The sequence below is a fragment of the Staphylococcus nepalensis genome (assembly GCF_014635045.1).
Lineage (GTDB): Bacteria > Bacillota > Bacilli > Staphylococcales > Staphylococcaceae > Staphylococcus > Staphylococcus nepalensis.
Window position 1 is genome coordinate 242,912 of the sequence record NZ_BMCF01000002.1, and the last position, 20,639, is coordinate 263,550.

Genomic DNA, 20,639 nt, shown 5'->3' on the forward strand with positions numbered 1-20,639 from the left:
GATGACAAATATGGAAAACCAAAAACAATACCCAATGACTCAAGAGGGTTTTGAAAAATTAGAAAACGAATTAGAAGAATTAAAAACTGTAAAAAGACCAGAAGTCGTTGAAAAAATAAAAGTAGCACGCTCATTTGGTGATTTATCTGAGAACTCCGAGTATGATGCTGCTAAAGATGAACAAGGATTTATTGAACAAGATATACAGAGAATTGAACACATGTTACGTAATGCGCTAATCATCGAAGACACAGGAGACAATAATCAAGTACAAATTGGTAAAACCGTAACATTTGTTGAATTACCTGGTGACGACGAGGAAGAATATCAAATCGTTGGGTCAGCAGAATCTGATGCATTTAATGGTAAGATTTCAAATGAATCACCTATGGCACAAAGTTTAATTGGTAAAAAATTAAATGAAGAAGTACGTGTGCCACTACCAAATGGTGCTGAAATTAACGTAAAAATTGTAAACATTAAATAATTGTAACTAATCCCCTTAACTTATTGAGTTAGGGGGATTTTACACTTTCAATATAAAAATATATACTTATTGGCGACTATTTGATAAATTAATATCATTCAAAAAAATATCGGAAAATTAAGACTACTTTGTAAGATGACATGTGAATTAATAAGTCATTTATGATTGTAGTTTATTATCAACAATTATAACTATTTTTTATTAAACATAAATTAAGTATAAATGATATAATACTAATATTGCGTGTTTAATAATCTTTGTTTTAAGGTTTAATTGTGCGTAATATAAAAGGGGGCGCAATAGTGGAATATAAATTGATTAATGAAGAAACAATTATGATTTATTTTGAACAACAGATTGATCCTGCAACATTTAAAAAAGTTCAAAAAGTTGAAAAATATATAAAAGAACAACAGCATAAAGCAATTATTGAAATTATCCCTTCTTATTGTTCTATAATGTTACATATTGATATTACAAAGCAAAAATTAATAGATATAGTTAATCAGTTGAATTTAGAACAATTAAATCAAATTGATTTGGATGACCAACCAAAAAACATAAAAACAATCAGTTTGCCAGTTTTATACGATGGTGAATATGGGCCAGATATTCAAGAGGTAGCAACACATAATCAATTATCTGTAGAAGAAGTCATCCATTTACATACAAAAGATGCTTATTTAATTTATATGTTAGGGTTTATGCCAGGTTTCCCTTTTTTGGGTGGGCTAAATTCCCAACTACACACACCTAGACGACAAGAACCTAGAACGCATATTCCTGCTGGTTCTGTTGGTATTGCAAATAATCAAACTGGATTATACCCTAAACAATCGCCAGGAGGATGGCAAATTATAGGCCGCACACCTATTACTGTATTTGATATTTTTAGAACGCCTATGTGTTTATATAAATCTGGAGATTATATAAAGTTTTATTCTATAGATGAAACAACATTTGAACAGATTATTGCTGAACAACAAGGTGAATTTGATATTGAAAAGTGGGTGAAAGTTCAATATGAGCATTAAAATTTTAACTCCAGGTTTATTTAGTACCATTCAAGATTTAGGGAGAATTGGTTATCAAGATCAAGGTTTTTCTTCTGCAGGCGTGTTAGATAACTATGCTTATAGAATGGGTCAAATATTAATTGGGAATAGGGGACCAGCCATTGAATGTACTATTATTGGCCCAACAGTTGAATTTTTGGAAGACAATACATTTGTACTTACAGGCGCTAAATTTAAGGCGACATTAAATGATACATTCATTGATGGATCGACAGTTATAGCGGTGAAAAAAGGCGATGTTTTAAAAGTTGGACAAGTAAACGAAGGTGCACGAGGGTATTTATTATTTGGTAAACCATTAGATATATCTAAAGTTGCAGATAGTTTTTCAACACATACGCGTAGTCAAATTGGTGGCTTTAAAGGACGTGCTTTAAAATCTGGTGATTTAATTGGATGTCTTTATAATACATCATATAAGGAAAGACTAGGTATTAGTTTACCTTTTAATTTAGCAAAAAATAATAATAAACCTATTCAAATTATCGAGGGGCCACAAATTGATCATTTTAGTAAAGAGGCGCAACAAAAATTAGTATCTAAAAATTTCGAAATATCAGAAAAATCAGATCGCATGGGATATCGTTTACAAGGAGAAAACATACCACCTATAGGATCGGCTGATATTATATCGGAACCAGTTGCATTAGGAAGTATCCAAGTCCCAAACGATGGCAATCCAATTATTTTATTAAATGATAAACAAACAGTTGGTGGTTATACAAAAATCGCAACAGTTTGTGCATCAGATTTGCATAGATTAGCTCAAATGCAACCTAATGAGATAATTCGTTTTGAATGGACTACAGTCGAAACAGCAGTAACCAAATTAGAACAACAAGAAAAAGATTTTAACGACAAAATAGAAAATTTACTTAATCAACCCATATTCGATGTTGCTCAAATGAGAAACACATCAGCACGTATTAATAAATTATTGAAAGGGGAATTATGATGAACTTTGATAAACTAGAGCAATTAATTCAATTAGTAAAAGATAATGGAGTAAAGAAATTTAATTATAAAGATTATGAAAACGAAATTACTATAGATTTCACAGATAATACTTTTAATGGCGGGCAAACGCAACAAAATGCAGTCGCAAATCATACTTCAAATTCTGATCAACAAAGTGTTTCAAATGAAGTAAAATCAAATCAAGTTGTTAAATCACCTATGGTTGGTACATTTTATTTACAGGATGAAAAAGAATTATCAGAGCCGTTAATTAAAGAAGGCGACGAAATTAAAGAAGGCGACGTCATTGGCTATATAGAAGCAATGAAAGTGATGAACGAGGTCAAAAGTGATGTGAGTGGTGTAGTAGAATCCATACTTATTAGCCACGGTTCAAGCGTGGAATACGACCAAACAATTATAACAGTAAAATAAGATTGAATAGGGGGTATTTGTATTGTACCGTTGTTTAATTGCAAATAGAGGAGAAATTGCGGTAAGAATCATTCGGGCCTGCAGAGAAATGGATATTGAAACGGTTGCAATTTACGATTTAGGTGATGAATCAAGTCTTCATGTAAGTTTAGCTGATCAAGCGGTTTGCATTGGTGATGCAAATCCATTAGATAGTTACTTAAATCAAGAGAGGATTATTAGCGCAGCCAAAATAACTGGCGCGAATGCGATTCATCCAGGGTACGGGTTTTTATCAGAAAGTGCATCCTTTGCTAAAAACGTAGAACAAAACAATATTCATTTTATAGGGCCAACTGATACGACCATGGAATTAATGGGAGATAAAATTACAGCTCGGCAAACAGTAGACCGGGCTGGCGTGCCAATCATACCAGGTTCAACAGCTGCTGTAGAATCGGTGGAAGCAGTTAAAGAAATCGCAAATGATATTGGTTATCCACTTGTGTTAAAAGCTGCTAGCGGTGGTGGAGGAAAAGGTATAAGAATTGTTAAAACTGAAGAAAATTTGGAAAAAGCTTTTAAAGAAGCAAAGAATGAAGGTAAAAAATATTTTGATGATGATCGTGTGTATGTAGAAACATTTATACCTGTAGCTAAACACGTAGAAGTTCAAGTACTTGGAGATGGCTACGATAATTACATACATTTAGGAGAGCGTGATTGTTCAGTACAACGCAAAAATCAAAAATTAATTGAGGAATCACCTTGTGCTGCATTATCTGAATCAATGAGGGCTTCTATGTGTAATGATGCTGTAAAAGTAGCTAGAGCATCCAATTATAGAAGTGCGGGTACAATCGAATATTTAGTGACAGATGACGCTTATTATTTCATTGAAATGAACGCACGCATCCAAGTAGAACATACTGTTACGGAAATGAGATCAAATCGTGATTTATTACAAGCACAACTTTATTTAATGAAGCATGGTGCATTGCCATTTACGCAAGAAGATATTTTATTTGATGGTCACGTGATTGAAGCGAGAATCAATGCTGAAAACCCTCAGAAACAATTTCAACCTTCTCCAGGAAAAGTAAAAGCACTACATTTGCCACAGGGATTTAATGTTCGTATTGATAGTTTGCTTTATCAAGGTTATACTGTTTCTCCAAACTACGATTCACTAGTGGCAAAAGTGATTGTGAAAGCATCAAATCGAGCATTAGCTATTAAAAAATTGAAAGTTACATTAGATGAAATGGTTATAGATGGATTTACAACCACAGCTGACTTTTTATATGCTGTTTTATCGTATCCACTATACGCAGATGGTGATGCTAATGAAGTCGATATTAAATTCTTAGATAGACATAAGATTATCAAGGAGGAATCATAATGAAAGTCGATTTAAACTGTGATTTAGGTGAAGCTTTTGGAAATTATTCTTTTGGCGGGGATGAGCAAATCATTCCGCTAATTACCTCAGCTAATATTGCTTGTGGGTTTCATGCAGGTGATCAACATGTCATGCATCAAACTGTAAAATTAGCTAAATCAAATGAGATTGGTATAGGAGCACATCCAGGTCTGCCAGATTTACAAGGATTTGGACGCAGAAACATGGATTTATCGCCTGATGAGATTTATGATATTGTAATTTATCAGCTTGGTGCTTTAAGTGGTTTTTGTAACATTCATGAGATTAAGATAAATCACGTAAAACCACATGGAGCACTTTACCAAATGGGGGCACGTAATAAATCAATTGCTCATGCTATTGCGCAAGCGGTATACGATTTTGATCAATCGTTAATTTATGTAGGATTATCCAATACGTTACTTATTTCAGAAGCCCAGGCCATAGGATTAACGACCGCTTCAGAAGTATTTGCTGACAGACGTTATGAAGATGATGGTCAATTAGTGAGCAGAAAGGAAAATGATGCCCTCATTACGGATACAGAAGAAGCGATTGAACAAGTTATTAAAATGGTGAAATCACAAAGCGTCATGACTAAAAATAACAAAGAAATAGATATTCAAGCAGATACGATTTGTGTTCATGGAGATGGTGAACATGCATTAGAATTTGTTACAAAAATAAGAGAGAGACTATCGAAAGAAGGCGTTTCTATAACAAAGCTGGGAGGCTAATACATGGGAGATAAATTAAAAACAGAACCAAAGGATTTTGAGTTTACAAAAAATCATAAAAGATTGTTATTAGGTTCTGTATTTTTAATGGCAACATCAGCAATAGGACCTGCGTTTTTAACGCAAACAGCAGTATTTACTGCTCAGTTTACTTCAAGTTTTGCTTTTGCAATTTTACTATCAATATTAATTGATATAGGGGCGCAAATTAATATTTGGAGAGTATTGGTAGTTACAGGTAAACGTGGTCAAGAAGTAGCGAATGAAATATTTAACGGGCTTGGCACATTTATTTCATTGCTGATTGCCATTGGTGGACTTGCATTTAATATTGGTAATATTGCTGGTGCAGGATTAGGGTTAAATGCCATTTTTGGTTTAGACGTTAAAATAGGAGCAGCTATCACAGCTGTATTAGCCATACTTATTTTTGTAAGTAAAAGTGGTCAAAAAATCATGGATGTTGTCACTATGTTTTTAGGTATACTTATGATTGTAGTAGTTGCATTTGTTATGTTTAAAGCAAATCCACCTTATGCTGAAGCGGCTAAACATCTGGTGATGCCAGAGCAACCATTAGCGCTTGTTTTACCAATTATTACATTGGTTGGTGGAACTGTAGGTGGTTATATTACATTTGCTGGTGCACATAGAATTTTAGATTCAGGCATAAAAGGTAAACATTACTTACCGTTTGTAAACAAAGCAGCTATTTCGGGGATATTAACAACTGGCGTGCTAAGAGCATTATTATTTCTAGCTGTACTTGGAGTAGTTGTAACAGGGGTAACTTTAAATTCTACAAACCCACCAGCATCTGTATTTGAACATGTGCTCGGGCCGATAGGTAAAAACATATTCGGCATTGTATTATTTGCAGCAGCGATGTCTTCTGTGATTGGATCCGCTTATACAAGCGCAACATTTTTAAAGACGATGCATAAATCTATTTACAATAAAACAAATATAATAGTAATTACATTTATCGTTGTATCCACATTGGTGTTCTTATTCTTAGGTAAACCAGTTACACTATTGATTGTTGCTGGTGCTTTAAATGGTTTAATATTACCAATAATATTAACTACCATACTAATTGCTAGTAAACGAAAATCAATCGTTGGAGATTACCATCACCCCGCCTGGATGCTCTGGTTTGGTATTTTAGCTGTTATAGTCACTGTTGTTACAGGCGTTTATTCGTTACAAGGTTTAACACAATTAATGGGCAGTTAAAAATTATAATAGTTACTGTATAAACATTCTCTAGTTCTTAATCTAAACATTAATGGACTTGAGAATGTTTATTTGTTTAATACAAAAATTTACTTTACTAGCTTCACTTAAATAAGTGTCGAGGAAAAAGCATTAAACATACGAAGCGTAATGAGGAGTTAAAATATTAAAATGCCTCTGTATAAATCTGAAAATTGGTTTAATATTTTAGTATAATTATTATTCAATCGTCGAGGTATCGCTTTAAATGTGGTAGAATAACTAAGGTTAGGATTTTAAAATGAGGTGAATTATAATGATAGGTATTATAGGTGCTATGGAAGAGGAAGTAGCAATCCTTAAAGATAAACTCGTAAATTTAGAAGAAATTAATATTGCACATGTTTATTTTTATAAAGGCTATTTAAATGATAAAGAAGTTGTTTTAACTCAAAGTGGAATCGGTAAAGTTAATGTAGCCATTTCAACAACATTATTAATTGAAAAATTCAGACCGCGATTGATTATAAATACGGGGTCAGCAGGTGCTTTAGATAAGTCATTAAATGTAGGTGATGTCATTGTAAGTGATATGGTTGCTTATCATGACGCTGATGCTAGAGCATTTGGATATCAGTTAGGGCAAATTCCTCAAATGCCAGCACAATTTATAGCGGATAAATCATTAGTTCATAAAGCAACACAAGTGATAACTGATCAACAATTGATAGCTAAAACAGGTCTTATCGTAAGTGGTGATAGCTTTATTGGAACGAGTCGTCAACGAATGGAAATTAAGACAAACTTCCCTCAAGCAATGGCTGCCGAGATGGAAGCAACGGCAATCGCACAAACATGCTATCAATTCAATTTACCATTTATTATCACACGTGCCATATCAGATTTAGCAGATGGAGATGCTGGTATTACATTTGATGAATTTTTAGACAAAGCTGCGAAATCATCTAGTAAAACCGTAGAAGCGTTAATTAAAATGATATAAAAAGGTGAATAGATAATGGGTATGATAAAGAAATATTTTATGCCAAATGAATACGTGCAATCTATTTTTCAAATAGACATAGATAAACTTGCAGAATCTGGTGTAAAAGGTATAGTAACTGATTTAGATAATACACTTGTTGGGTGGGACGTTGCTGACCCGACAGAAGCAGTTAAAAACTGGTTTGAAGAAGCGAAACAAAGAGGTATTACCATTACAATTGTTTCTAATAACAGTGAAAAAAGAGTTGGCAGTTTTTCAAAATCTTTAAAAGTCGATTATATATTTAAAGCAAAAAAACCAAGAGGCCGTGCATTTAATCGTGCGATGACCTCTATGGATTTAAAACCATCTGAAGTTGTAGTCATAGGAGACCAAATGTTAACGGATGTGTTTGGTGGCAATCGACGTGGTCTGTTTACAATTATGGTGGTGCCTGTTAAGCAAACAGATGGTTTTATAACTAAATTTAATCGACTAATAGAGCGACGTTTATTACAGCACTTTAGAAAAAAAGGCTATATCAAGTGGGAGGAAAACTGATTGAGTGAGACGGAATTATTAAAATGTATTGGTTGCGGTGCGCCATTACAATCTGAAGATTCAGACGCGCCAGGTTATGTGCCGGAACACAATTTGTTTCGTGAAGATGTAATATGTAAACGGTGTTTTAGGTTGAAAAATTATAACGAAGTTCAAGATGTCGGATTAGATAGTGAAGATTTTTTAAATCTACTGAATGGATTAAGTGAGAAAAAAGGCATAATCGTAAATGTCGTAGATGTTTTTGACTTTGAGGGCTCTTTTATTAATGCTATAAAACGAATCGTTGGAAATAAAAAAATTATTTTAGTAGCTAACAAAATAGATTTATTACCAAAACAAATCAATAAACGTCGTGTAAAAGAATGGTTAAAAAGAACGGCGAAAAAATATGGACTTGAAGCCGAAGACGTAGTGCTCATATCTGCAGAAAAAAATGAAGGCATTGAAAATTTATTAGAGTCTATTGATCGCATTCGAAACCATGAAGATGTATATATTGTAGGCACGACAAATGTAGGGAAATCGACTTTAATTAATAAATTAATAGAACGTAGTGTAGGAGAAAAGGATGTTGTTACGACATCAAGGTTTCCTGGTACAACGTTAGATATGATTGACATACCATTAGATGAAACAACTTTCATGTATGATACACCAGGTGTAATCCAAGATCACCAAATGACGCATTTAGTTTCAGAAGATGAACTTAAAGTTGTCATACCTAAAAAAGAGATTAAGCAACGAATTTACCAACTTAACGAAGGGCAAACTTTATTTTTTGGTGGTCTTGCACGTATTGATTATATAAGTGGAGGGAAACGTCCATTAATTTGTTATTTTTCAAATGAATTAAACATTCACAGAACTAAAACAGAAAACGCTAATGAACTATGGCGCAATCAATTAGGCTCGCTCTTAGCGCCACCTCATAATCCTGAGAACTTTGACTTAAAAGATGTTAAAGCCGTAAGATTAGAAACAGGTAAAGAAAAAAGAGATGTCATGATTTCTGGTTTAGGTTTCATCACAATAGATGCAGGTGCAAAAGTGATTGTTCGAGTGCCTAAAAATGTTGATGTTATTTTAAGAAATTCAATTATGTAAGGTGTGTTAAATATGAAATTTGCAGTAATTGGCAACCCTATTGATCATTCGTTATCGCCTGCAATGCATAACGCTAATTTTAAAGCATTAGATTACCATGCAACGTACGAAGCTATTAATATCTCTGAAAAAGATTTCCATCTTATAAAGGAAATTACTTCAGAAAAAGATTTATCTGGTTTTAATGTTACCATTCCTCATAAAGAGCGTATTATACCTTTCCTAGATGAAATTGACGAACAGTCTGAAACTGTTGGCGCCGTTAATACAGTTAAAATTAGAAATGGTAAATGGATTGGCTATAATACAGATGGCATTGGCTATGTCAAAGGGTTACAGCAAGTTTATCCAGATTTAAACAATGCATATATACTAATCTTGGGAGCAGGCGGAGCAAGTAAAGGTATTGCTAATGAATTAACTAAGTATGTAAAGCCTAAACTTACTATAGCGAATAGATCGATGAATAGATTTGAACAGTGGAATTTAAATGTTAATAAAGTTCATTTATCAGAAGCTGAAGTGGCATTATCAGAATTTGATATTATTATTAATACGACGCCTGCTGGTATGAATACAAATCAAGAAATTCCAATTAGTTTAAAAAATTTAGAACCTGATACATTAATAAGTGACATTGTGTATGTCCCATTTAAGACACCCATTTTACAACAAGCTGAAGCGCAAGGTAATCCGGTCTATAATGGCTTAGACATGTTTATTTATCAAGGAGCCGAAAGCTTTAAAATATGGACGGCCACTGAACCAAATATACAAATTATGAAACAAACAGTTTTAGAATATTTATAAAGGAGTATTTTATGTTAACAGGTAAACAAAAAAGGTTTTTAAGAAGCAAAGCACATAATATAGATCCAACTTTCCAAATCGGAAAAGCTGGTCTTGGAGATAACATGATAGATCAATTAAAAGATATTTTAGAAAATAGAGAATTAATAAAGATACATGTTTTGCAAAATAATTTTGAAGACAAAAATGACTTAGCACAGTCATTAAGCGATGCAACGCATAGTGAAATTGTTCAAGTAATCGGGTCTATGATTGTGTTGTATAAAGAATCACAAGATAACAAACAGATTCAATTACCTTAATGGCTCAATCTATTGTTTTATATGGTGGGCAGTTTAACCCGATTCATACAGCTCACATGGTTGTTGCTAGTGAAGTGAATCATGTTATTCAACCAGATATATTTTATTTTATACCAAGTTATATGTCGCCACTAAAAGCGCATACAGATTATTTAGACGCGAGATATAGGATAGATATGATTCAATGTGCGATTAATGAATTGGGGTTTGGATCAATTTGTTTAGATGAAATAGAACGCAAAGGTCAAAGTTATACGTATCATACGATAAAACATATCCTAGATAAGCATCCGAATGCTAAATTGTATTTTGTCATAGGCACTGATCAGTATAATCAATTAGAAAAGTGGTATAAAATTGAAGCATTGAAATCAATCGTCACGTTTGTAATTGTTAACAGAGAAAAATCAAATCAAGAAGTAACATCGAACATGTTAGCAATCAATATACCACGTGTAGATATTAGTTCCACGCTTATAAGGAATAGAGTGAAACAAAATAATAATATTCAAATGCTTGTTTCTCAAAGTGTAGAAAAATATATCAGAGAGGAAGGATTATATGAAAACGGATGAAGCCGTCTCCTTAGTGAAAGCAAAATTACCTGAGAAAAGATTTAATCACTCACTTAGAGTAGCAGAAACAGCTGTGAAATTAGCTGAAATATATGATGGTGATAAAGATAAAGCAGAACTTGCTGGCATTTTACATGATTACAGTAAGTATGATGATTTAGGCTCAATGTATCAAATGGTTAGACAATATGATTTAGATAGTGATTTACTCAGTTATGGTTCGGAAATTTTACATGGTCCTGTTTGTGCAGTTATAATGGAAAATCAATTTGGCGTGACTGATGAAGAAGTCTTATTGGCTATCAAAAATCATACAACTGGACGTGCTCAAATGTCCAAAACTGAAAAATTAGTTTTTATTGCAGATTATATAGAACCTGGTCGTCAGACCCCAGGCGTTGAAGAAATTAGAGATTTAGCATACAATCAAGGTAGCTTAGATAATACAATTTATGAAATTTCTAAGCGAACTGTTTTATATTTAATCACAAAAGATATTACCGTTTATAATGCCACGATTGCTTGCTTGAATTATTACAATTATAGTGACGAAAGAGTAAAGGATGATTAAATGAATTCAGATCAATTATTAAACATAGCTGTCAAAGCAACTGAAGATAAAAAGGCAGAAGATATTATTTCTTTAAATATGCAAGGTATCAGTGATATGACAGATTATTTTATAGTTTGTCATGGTAACAATGAAAGACAAGTTCAATCCATTGCACGTGCAGTTAAAGACGCTGCAAATGAAGCTGAAATTGAAGTTAAACGAATGGAAGGTTTTAACGAGGCAAGATGGATTTTAATTGACTTAGCTAATGTTGTTGTTCACGTCTTCCATAAAGATGAACGTGATTATTACAATCTTGAAAAATTATATCGAGATGCGCCTTTAGCATCTTATGGACAGGCAGTTTATTAATAATGGTTCAATATGAAGAAATGAGCTTTTACTACGATCAATTGACTTTAGACCAGCCTTACGAATCTTGGCTTAATCTTGTAGATTATTTTGCCAATAACAAAACATCTATCTTAGATATTGGTTGTGGGACAGGCAGTTTCACTTCAAAATTAGACGGATTTGATCATATAACTGGGATGGATTTAAGCGTTGATATGCTTTCTATAGCAATGCAAAAATCCAATAAAGTGAACTGGATAGAAGGAGATATGACTGAATTCGAACTTAATCGACAATTCGATGTGATTACCATTTTTTGCGATTCTTTAAATTATTTACCCGAAAAAGAAGATGTAACGGCGACGTTCCATCAAGTGTATAATCATTTAGAAACGGATAGTGGCGTGTTTATGTTTGATGTTCACACAGAACACAAAATGACAACGCTATTCAATAATGAAAGTTATATTGATGAAACTGAAAATGTATTTTTAGGTTGGGAAGCTGTTCGAGGCGAAGCCCCTTTAAGCGTATGGCATGACATGACTTTTTTTATAAAAAAGGGTGAAAATCAATATATCAGATTTGATGAATCACATTATCAAAGAACGTATACAGAAGAAATTTACACAAGCATGCTTGAAGCTTGTGGTTTTAAAAATATAACAACTTTTGTTGATTTTGAAATAGATAATCATGATAAAGATGGGGAACGTTTGTTTTTCATCGTAAAAAAATAAAGAGTAAAATCACTCCCTTATGCGTGTATAGTATAAAGGAGTGATTTTTTGTTACATCAATGGGAATTAATCAAAGACATTTGCCACAAATATCGAGCTTTAATCATAATGAGTGCGATTTCAGTTTTGCTAATTGTTTCAATATTGTTTCTTATATTTAACGCGCATAGTAACGAAAATGAGTTTAAACAAACTGATGAAAACAAATTAATTGGAACAAACACACATATGCCATCTTTATTAAAGGAGGATAATGGAACTTCATTAAATAATAAGACAAACCAAAGACAAAATAATACAAAGCATGCCACCATTTACGTAGATATTAAAGGTGCAGTGAAACATCCTAATATTTACAAAATGGCAAGCGATGATCGTATGAAACAGTTATTGGATAAAGCAGTTGTCTCAGTTAATGCAGATCTATCAAATATTAATTTATCAGAAAAATTAGTAGATCAAAAAATGGTATACATTCCTGAAAAAGGGGAGGATTTAAATACACAGAATGACAAAAAAAACAGTCATAACGTGAATTATGCAACGCATTTAGTAGAAGCAAGTAAAAATAGCAATGATGCAGCAATCAACATCAATACTGCAACAGAAAGTCAACTTATTTCTATTCCTGGAATAGGGCAAACGAAAGCTAAATCTATTATTGAATATAGGGAGCAAAACGGCGATTTCAAATCTTTAGACCAATTGAAAGAAATTAATGGAATTGGTGCTAAGACAGTTGAAAAATTAAGTTCTTATTTATCAATCTAAAATATTGTTGCATTACTAAGAAAAGCCAATTAATCTAGAATTATTCACAATAAAAATGACATACTATTGGAGGTTTAACATCATGGAACGAATCAAATGGGAAGAATATTTTATGGCTCAAAGTCATTTACTAGCGTTACGTTCTACTTGTGAAAGATTGTCAGTAGGCGCCACTATCGTCAAAGATAACAGAATAATTGCCGGAGGCTATAATGGTTCGGTATCAGGAGAAGTGCATTGTATCGATGAAGGATGTCTGTTAGAAGATGGACATTGTATTCGCACGATACATGCAGAGATGAATGCATTGCTACAATGCGCGAAACAAGGTGTGTCAACCGAGGGTGCTACGATTTATGTAACTCATTTTCCTTGTTTAAACTGTACAAAATCGATCATTCAAGCGGGTATTAAAAATATTTATTATGCAGAAGATTATCATAACCACCACTATGCTTTAGAATTGTTAGATCAGTCAGGTATTGTATATAAAAAAATCCCTTTTAACCCGAAACACGTAGCGCAATACTTAATCAATAAGTAAATTTGATTTACTATGCATTAGCTTTTTTAGCTGGTATCTTGGTTTTGTATACTAAAACTTTATCACTCATTATATTAATAGGATTAATCGTTATAATGATGCGTAAACGTTTTAGTTATTTTCATTATTTTATTATTATTATAATCCCTTTAATTAGCTTTATGGTGTTTCAAAAAGATTTGGATTCGACGATTAAAAATCGTTATTCAATGATAAATAAAAATTTTCAAGTAGAAGCGAAATTTATGAGTCACCCTTTTTTGGAACATCATCGTATTAAAGGAGAAATAATGATAAATAAAACGTTTTATAAATATACTTATCATCCAAAAAATGTTGAAACAAAGGCTATATCAAATTTTTTATGGCAAAAAAGTTGTAATGTGAATGGCCAATTTAAAGCTGTTAACCCTAATTTCAAAAGTAATCTTACCTTTTTTATTCAAAATATAGAGTTTTCAAGTTGTAAAAGCTACTCTAGCACATTAATCGATTTATTACATAGGCATAAAGCATTTATCTATAAAAAGTTACGGCAATGGGATATCAATTCACCTGAGAAAGCAATAGCATTTATAACAGGTAATACGGCACAAATGGAAAAAGATGAAATAGAAAAAATTAAAGATATCGGTATATATCATTTATTAGCTATCAGTGGTACACATATTGCTATCATTATAGGAATTGTATTTTATATGTGTAATTTATTCAAATGCCCGTTATTATTCATCAAAATGATATTATTGTTTTTATTACCTGTTTACTGTTTTTATACAAATATGTCACCAAGTGCTATTAGAGCTGTCTCAATGAGCTTGATTATATTAATATTTCCGAAATATATTATGAAAAATGCTGTGGATGTGCTAGGTGGTCTATTTATCGTTTTAACTTTAATAAACCCTTCGCTAATCTACCATATTGGATTTCAATTTTCTTTTTTAATTACTTTTTTTATACTTTTTTCTAGTCCTTTACTAACAAACGTGTCACCATTTAAATCACTTATTTATATCACCTTGATTGCTCAATTAGGTTCATTTATTATAAGTGCGATTCATTTTCACCAAATTCAATGGATTGGCTTAATATCAAATTTATTTTTTGTGCCTTTTTATTCATTTATATTATTTCCACTAGTCATTATTCTTACTTGTTTTATCCATTTTCCTTTTAAAATAACCATGTTATCCATACTATATAATAATGTCGTATTTATACATGATAAGTTTGTAGAAAATTTCGAAAAAATCAATAGTTTTAAATGGTATATCCCTGTATTGAACGATCTACAAATAACTGGCATATGTATTATTTTATTTGTTAATTTATTGCTATTAGTAAATAAACATTTTAAAATGTTTATCTTTGCCCTGGTTATTTTATACATTTTTTCTACTGTAATACCTCAATCTAAGGACTATCAATTAACTATGCTAAATGTAGGACAGGGTGATGCTTTTTTATTTGAAACACAAAAACACGAGGTATTATTAATTGATACTGGAGGGCAATTCAATTCAAAACAAACAACGCCCAATCATAATATTTCTAAATATCATATACTCCCAACTTTAAAACGCCATAATATCAAAAAGATTGATTACGTGGTAATTACACACCCTCACATAGACCATATGGGTGAGTTAGAATATTTAATTCAAAAACAACCTATTGAAAATATCATTATTAATCAAAAAAGCTTTAAACCAGAGGAATTAAATCATTTGAGAGAAACTTCACAAAAGTATAATGTAAAACTTTTAGATTTTAAAAATAAACCGCGATTTTTAATGGACAAAGCTCATATTAATCTTTTAGATGCTACGATTCTCAATTCAGATAATTTAAATGAGCAATCGATTATTATACTGATACAATACAGAAAATACAAAATATTATTAATGGGCGACGCAACTATGAACAATGAATCTATATTAATGCAAAAATATAATTTATATAATGTGGATGTTTTAAAGGTAGGTCATCATGGTAGTAAAACGAGTACGAGCGAGGCACTTCTTCAAGCTACTAAACCGAAAATAGCTCTGATATCAGTGGGAAACAACAATAGGTATGGCTTACCTAATAAACTGGTTATTAACAAGTTACAATCTTTAGGAGCTAAAATATTACAAACTCATACAGATGGTGAAGTCAGTATTTTGTTTAGAGATAATATTTTATTACAAACTCATACAGATTAAATTAGTTAGAAAATATTAGACATGTTATAATTATGAAATGTGCAATAGTAATGAAAGGGTGCTAAGAATGAGTAATAATATAATAACAATATACGGAGAAGTGCCTGAACTTATTGAAAAAAAAGCTTCCGAAATGATTGATAAATATTTAGATGCGCCAAAAGACGACTTTAATTTCATAAAATATAATTTATATGAAAGTGATTTAGCTCCAATAATTGAAGAATCGCTTACTATGCCTTTCTTTTCTGATAAAAAAGTGGTTCTGGTACAAAATGCGTATGTATTTACTGGCGAGAAAGCACCTAAAGAACTTAATCATAATATCGACCAACTTATGAAATTTATAGAAAAATATGATGGTGAGACCTTAATTATATTTGAAGTGAATCATGCTAAATTAGATGAAAGAAAAAAAGTAGTTAAATCTTTGAAAAAACATGCTCAAATTATAAAGATAGAGCAAATGTCTGAAGAAGAATTGAAAAATTGGATAAAAAGTCAACTACATGAAAATTATAAAGATATTAAACAAGACGCACTTGAGTTAATTCTAGAATTGACCGGTGTAAATTTTAATGTTATTAAACAGGAAATTGAAAAATTAATACTATTTTTAGGTGAGAGAACTACAATTAACAAACAAGATGTGCATCAAATCGTTAATAGAAGTTTAGAACAAAATGTTTTTTTATTAACCGAATATATTCAAAAAAATAAAAAGACCGAAGCGATTCAATTAGTTAAAGACTTAACAGCGATGAAAGAGGAACCTATCAAATTGTTAGCATTAGTGACGAGTAATTACCGTCTGTTTTATCAAAGCAAAATATTAGGACAAAAGGGGTACAGCGGCCAACAAATAGCTAAAACGATAAATGTTCATCCTTATAGAGTCAAATTAGCTTTAAATCAAGCAAGGCATTACCAATTAGAAAGTTTGTTGAACATCATTGATAATTGTGCAGAGACTGATTATAAATTAAAGTCTTCCTATATGGATAAACAATTAATCCTTGAGTTATTTATTTTATCGCTCTAACACCGATAATTGCTGTTTTTGAATCATTTTAAGCATTAACCACTAAAATAAAAGACCATAAAAGATGATTAGGATCATCTTTACGGCCTTTTATTCATAAAAAAGTTCAAGCTAATGCTTGAACTTTTAATTATTTAGCAGCTGTCATTAAAGAAGATTTAATTCTAGCAGCTTTGTTAGAATGTATTAAGTTGCGTTGAGAAGCTTTATCTACTTTTTTCAATGCAAAGCTTACTAATTGAGATTTGTCATCAGCATTTGCTTCGATTGCTGAATGAGCTCTCTTAACAGCTGTACGCATTGCATTTTTTTGTGAAATATTACGTTCCTCAGTTACACGAGTTGAATTAACACGTTTGATTGCAGATTTAATGTTTGGCATGTCTGTCACCTCCTAAAAGTGTGATCTTCGCTATCAAAAATAATTTGATTACAACAAGAAATATTTTATCAAAACAAGCAACTTTCTGCAATCATTTATTTATAATAAGGCGCGTAAACACGCGATAAATGTTACAATAATATTTATAATAGAACAAATTCAACTTTTAAATTTGTTTGGAAGTTGAATTTAAACACTTTAATTTAAATATTACACTTGGTTGTCACAAGTTTGCAATTAGTAAACAAAAACGTTATTATATCAAAGAATGTCATACATATTTACGGGCTAGAATTATGAAAGTGAGAATGATAATACATGGATAAAGAAAATCGTTTAAGTAAGCGTGAAAATATAAGAAATTTTTCTATTATCGCACATATTGACCATGGTAAATCCACGTTAGCTGATAGAATTTTAGAAAACACTAAATCCGTCGAATCACGTGAAATGCAATCACAGTTATTAGATTCCATGGATTTAGAAAGAGAACGAGGTATAACAATTAAGTTAAATGCTGTGCGTTTAAAATATGATGCAAAAGACGGGGAAACATATACATTTCATTTAATTGATACACCTGGACACGTAGATTTTACCTATGAAGTTTCTAGATCGTTAGCAGCCTGTGAAGGTGCAATTTTAATTGTAGATGCTGCTCAAGGTATAGAAGCTCAAACATTAGCTAATGTTTATTTAGCATTAGATAATGATTTGGAATTATTACCAGTTGTAAATAAAATCGATTTACCAGCAGCAGAACCTGAACGTGTGAAACAAGAGGTAGAGGATGTTATAGGTCTCGATCAAGACGATGTTGTCTTAGCAAGTGCAAAATCGAATATTGGTATTGAAGATATATTAGAAAAAATAGTAGAAGTAGTTCCTCCACCAGAAGGCGATCCGGAAGCACCGTTGAGAGCGCTAATTTTTGATTCTGAATATGATCCGTACAGAGGTGTTATATCTTCCATCAGAATTGTTGAAGGCACATTGAAAAACGGAGATCAAATAAAAATGATGGCTACAGGAAAATCTTTTGAAGTAACTGAAGTAGGTTTCAACACACCGAAACAATTACCTGTAGATGCTTTAACAGTTGGTGATGTCGGGTATGTTATCGCCAATATTAAAAATGTGGATGATTCTCGAGTTGGGGACACGATTACACATGTGCAACGTCCGGCCGCAGAACCCTTAAAAGGTTATAAAAAGATGAACCCAATGGTTTTTTGTGGTTTATTCCCAATAGATAATAAAGATTATAATGACTTGCGTGAAGCGTTAGAAAAATTACAATTAAATGATGCTTCATTGGAATTTGAGCCTGAATCATCTCAAGCGCTAGGATTTGGTTACAGAACAGGCTTCTTAGGTATGTTACATATGGAGATTATCCAAGAACGTATTGAACGTGAGTTTGGGATAGAACTTATTGCTACAGCGCCATCAGTGATTTATGAATGTATCATGAAAAATGGCGATGAAATTTCTGTTGATAATCCTGCGCATATGCCTGAAAGAGATCAAATTGATACAATATATGAACCGTTTGTAAGAGCGACTATGATGGTACCAAATGATTACGTAGGTGCTGTTATGGAACTATGTCAACGTAAACGTGGTCAATTCATTAACATGGAATATTTAGATGATATTCGAGTTAATATTATATATGAAATCCCCTTATCAGAAGTCGTATTTGATTTCTTTGACCAACTTAAATCAAATACAAAAGGATATGCTTCATTTGATTATGAATTTATAGATAATAAAGAAAGTGATTTAGTCAAAATGGACATATTGTTAAATGGCGAGAAGGTTGATGCACTTAGCTTCATAGTTCATAAAGAATTTGCTTACGAAAGAGGTAAGGCGTTAGTCGAAAAATTAAAAACCCTAATACCAAGACAGCAATTTGAAGTACCTGTTCAAGCAGCAGTTGGTCAAAAAATCATAGCGCGTACAAACATTAAGTCGATGGGTAAAAATGTATTGTCGAAATGCTATGGTGGCGACATCAGCCGTAAAAGAAAATTATTAGAAAAACAAAAAGCCGGTAAAGCAAAAATGAAAGCGGTAGGGAACGTAGAAATTCCTCAAGATGCTTTCTTAGCAGTGCTTAAAATGGACGAAGATTAATATAAATTTAACATTGGGGCCTTAAATCCATTCGATTTATGCCCCAGTTTTTTGTTATATTCATTAAATTTTATTTATGAAAGAAGGTGATCGCAAAATGGAAGTGAAAAGCGCATATATTCATATCCCTTTCTGTGTGAGAATTTGTACTTATTGCGATTTCAATAAATACTTTATACAAAACCAGCCAGTCGACCAATACTTAGATTGTTTGATTACGGAAATGAACCAAAGTGAAGTTAGAACATTAGATACAGTTTTTGTTGGCGGGGGAACGCCTACTGCATTGTCACATGAGCAGTTAGAAAAACTATTAGTCGCTATCACTGATATATTTGAGATTAAAGGTGAATTTAGTTTTGAAGCTAATCCAGACGAATTGACGCTAGATAAAGTTCAACTTCTGAAAGATTATGGTGTTAATAGACTTTCTATGGGTGTTCAAACATTTAAACCTGAATTACTAGAAATTTTAGGTAGATCACATCAAACTGAAGATATCTATAATGCGGTAACTAATGCTAGAAAAGTTGGTATTCCTTCAATAAGTTTAGATTTAATGTATCACTTACCAAAACAAACTTTAGAAGACTTTAAAGATAGTTTAGAAAAAGCGCTATCTATGGACATTGATCATATTTCTAGTTACGGGTTGATTTTAGAGCCTAAAACACAGTTTTATAATATGTATCGCAAGGGACAGTTAAAAATTCCAAATGAAGATATTGGGGAAGAAATGTATGAGTATTTATTAAATAGAATGAACCAATCTGAATTGCATCAATATGAAATTTCAAACTTTGGTAAAGCAGGACACGAATCTGAACATAATAAAGTTTATTGGAAAAACGAAGGATATTACGGATTTGGCGCAGGAGCGAGCGGTTATGTTAATGGAGAACGTTATAATAATGTAAACCCAGTAAACCATTATATTAAAAAAATACAAAATAATGAAAGACCTATCTTAGATTCAACTTACCCTACAGAAAATGAACAAATGGAAGAAGAAATGTTTCTAGGATTAAGAATGAACCAAGGTGTTAGCCGAGAACGTTTTTATCAAAAATTTAATAAAACGGTGGACGATGTATATAGTGAAGCAATACAAGATTTACTTCAACGTGAACTTATTCTCGATAATGGTGGGTATATCTCATTGACAGAAAGAGGAAAGGTAATAGGGAATCTAGTGTTTGAATCATTTTTATTAAATGTTTAATTTTTTTGAAAAACTGAGCCTTTAACGTTG

Annotated in this window: 23 protein-coding genes; 22 read left to right on the plus strand and 1 reads right to left on the minus strand. The window is 32.0% G+C overall.

Annotated elements, in window-relative coordinates:
• The first annotated feature begins 10 nt into the window (after positions 1-10).
• The 20 genes from greA to holA all read left to right on the plus strand — a co-directional run bounded on the left by greA (position 11) and on the right by holA (position 16,863).
• Entirely contained in the window at positions 11-487 is a 477-nt protein-coding gene (greA, locus tag IEU88_RS04225) for a transcription elongation factor GreA (RefSeq protein WP_096809370.1), read from the plus strand.
• Positions 488-789: 302 nt separating this feature from the next.
• On the plus strand, positions 790-1,521 hold the full coding sequence (gene pxpB / locus IEU88_RS04230; protein WP_096809371.1) for a 5-oxoprolinase subunit PxpB: 732 nt from the start codon (positions 790-792) through the stop codon (positions 1,519-1,521).
• Complete coding sequence (locus IEU88_RS04235) at positions 1,511-2,518, plus strand: 5-oxoprolinase subunit C family protein (RefSeq protein ID WP_096809372.1); 1,008 nt, start codon at positions 1,511-1,513, stop codon at positions 2,516-2,518. The genes pxpB and IEU88_RS04235 overlap by 11 nt, the downstream gene beginning before the upstream one ends.
• A complete protein-coding gene (locus IEU88_RS04240; protein WP_103372730.1) occupies positions 2,518-2,955 on the plus strand; it encodes an acetyl-CoA carboxylase biotin carboxyl carrier protein in 438 nt (145 codons plus the stop codon). The genes IEU88_RS04235 and IEU88_RS04240 overlap by 1 nt, the downstream gene beginning before the upstream one ends.
• A gap of 22 nt (positions 2,956-2,977) precedes the next feature.
• Positions 2,978-4,336: an acetyl-CoA carboxylase biotin carboxylase subunit gene (locus tag IEU88_RS04245; RefSeq protein ID WP_103372729.1), complete on the plus strand. Its 1,359-nt coding sequence runs from the start codon at positions 2,978-2,980 to the stop codon at positions 4,334-4,336.
• Entirely contained in the window at positions 4,336-5,094 is a 759-nt protein-coding gene (gene pxpA / locus IEU88_RS04250) for a 5-oxoprolinase subunit PxpA (RefSeq protein ID WP_103372728.1), read from the plus strand. Before IEU88_RS04245 ends, pxpA begins: the two co-directional genes overlap by 1 nt.
• A 3-nt stretch (positions 5,095-5,097) precedes the next feature.
• Positions 5,098-6,330, plus strand: a complete 1,233-nt coding sequence (locus IEU88_RS04255; RefSeq protein WP_103372727.1) for an NRAMP family divalent metal transporter — start codon at positions 5,098-5,100, stop codon at positions 6,328-6,330.
• A 295-nt stretch (positions 6,331-6,625) separates the two neighbouring features.
• Positions 6,626-7,312 (plus strand): 5'-methylthioadenosine/S-adenosylhomocysteine nucleosidase, encoded by a 687-nt coding sequence (gene mtnN, locus IEU88_RS04260; protein ID WP_103372726.1) that lies wholly within the window; start codon positions 6,626-6,628, stop codon positions 7,310-7,312.
• Positions 7,313-7,327: 15 nt separating this feature from the next.
• On the plus strand, positions 7,328-7,855 hold the full coding sequence (locus tag IEU88_RS04265; RefSeq protein WP_096809382.1) for a YqeG family HAD IIIA-type phosphatase: 528 nt from the start codon (positions 7,328-7,330) through the stop codon (positions 7,853-7,855).
• Positions 7,856-8,962, plus strand: coding sequence for a ribosome biogenesis GTPase YqeH (yqeH, locus tag IEU88_RS04270; protein WP_096809383.1), 1,107 nt, complete (start codon positions 7,856-7,858; stop codon positions 8,960-8,962).
• 12 nt (positions 8,963-8,974) lie between these two features.
• Positions 8,975-9,772 carry a shikimate dehydrogenase gene (gene aroE / locus IEU88_RS04275; protein WP_096809385.1) on the plus strand — a complete coding sequence of 266 codons (798 nt, stop codon included), beginning with the start codon at positions 8,975-8,977 and terminating at the stop codon, positions 9,770-9,772.
• Between the two features lie 11 nt (positions 9,773-9,783).
• On the plus strand, positions 9,784-10,074 hold the full coding sequence (yhbY, locus tag IEU88_RS04280) for a ribosome assembly RNA-binding protein YhbY (RefSeq protein WP_096809386.1): 291 nt from the start codon (positions 9,784-9,786) through the stop codon (positions 10,072-10,074).
• Positions 10,074-10,649: a nicotinate (nicotinamide) nucleotide adenylyltransferase gene (gene nadD / locus IEU88_RS04285; RefSeq protein WP_096809388.1), complete on the plus strand. Its 576-nt coding sequence runs from the start codon at positions 10,074-10,076 to the stop codon at positions 10,647-10,649. Before yhbY ends, nadD begins: the two co-directional genes overlap by 1 nt.
• Positions 10,636-11,220: a bis(5'-nucleosyl)-tetraphosphatase (symmetrical) YqeK gene (gene yqeK, locus IEU88_RS04290; RefSeq protein ID WP_096809390.1), complete on the plus strand. Its 585-nt coding sequence runs from the start codon at positions 10,636-10,638 to the stop codon at positions 11,218-11,220. Before nadD ends, yqeK begins: the two co-directional genes overlap by 14 nt.
• A complete protein-coding gene (gene rsfS, locus IEU88_RS04295; protein WP_096809391.1) occupies positions 11,221-11,574 on the plus strand; it encodes a ribosome silencing factor in 354 nt (117 codons plus the stop codon).
• Between the two features lie 2 nt (positions 11,575-11,576).
• A complete protein-coding gene (locus IEU88_RS04300; protein WP_103372725.1) occupies positions 11,577-12,296 on the plus strand; it encodes a class I SAM-dependent DNA methyltransferase in 720 nt (239 codons plus the stop codon).
• Positions 12,297-12,344: 48 nt separating this feature from the next.
• Positions 12,345-13,067 carry a helix-hairpin-helix domain-containing protein gene (locus tag IEU88_RS04305; protein WP_103372724.1) on the plus strand — a complete coding sequence of 241 codons (723 nt, stop codon included), beginning with the start codon at positions 12,345-12,347 and terminating at the stop codon, positions 13,065-13,067.
• 82 nt (positions 13,068-13,149) lie between these two features.
• Positions 13,150-13,611, plus strand: a complete 462-nt coding sequence (locus IEU88_RS04310) for a ComE operon protein 2 (RefSeq protein WP_096809397.1) — start codon at positions 13,150-13,152, stop codon at positions 13,609-13,611.
• A 2-nt stretch (positions 13,612-13,613) separates the two neighbouring features.
• The gene (locus IEU88_RS04315) at positions 13,614-15,821 is read left to right on the plus strand and encodes a DNA internalization-related competence protein ComEC/Rec2 (protein WP_229719006.1); all 2,208 of its coding nucleotides are present in this window, start codon (positions 13,614-13,616) and stop codon (positions 15,819-15,821) included.
• 67 nt (positions 15,822-15,888) lie between these two features.
• The gene (gene holA / locus IEU88_RS04320; RefSeq protein WP_096809399.1) at positions 15,889-16,863 is read left to right on the plus strand and encodes a DNA polymerase III subunit delta; all 975 of its coding nucleotides are present in this window, start codon (positions 15,889-15,891) and stop codon (positions 16,861-16,863) included.
• Positions 16,864-16,993: 130 nt separating this feature from the next.
• Here the strand turns inward: holA and rpsT are convergent, their stop codons facing one another.
• On the minus strand, positions 16,994-17,245 hold the full coding sequence (gene rpsT / locus IEU88_RS04325; protein WP_096809402.1) for a 30S ribosomal protein S20: 252 nt from the start codon (positions 17,243-17,245) through the stop codon (positions 16,994-16,996).
• 318 nt (positions 17,246-17,563) lie between these two features.
• Between rpsT and lepA the strand changes: the two genes are divergently transcribed.
• Positions 17,564-19,387: a translation elongation factor 4 gene (gene lepA, locus IEU88_RS04330; protein ID WP_096809406.1), complete on the plus strand. Its 1,824-nt coding sequence runs from the start codon at positions 17,564-17,566 to the stop codon at positions 19,385-19,387.
• A 97-nt stretch (positions 19,388-19,484) separates the two neighbouring features.
• Entirely contained in the window at positions 19,485-20,609 is a 1,125-nt protein-coding gene (gene hemW, locus IEU88_RS04335; RefSeq protein ID WP_103372992.1) for a radical SAM family heme chaperone HemW, read from the plus strand.
• Positions 20,610-20,639: the final 30 nt, after the last annotated feature.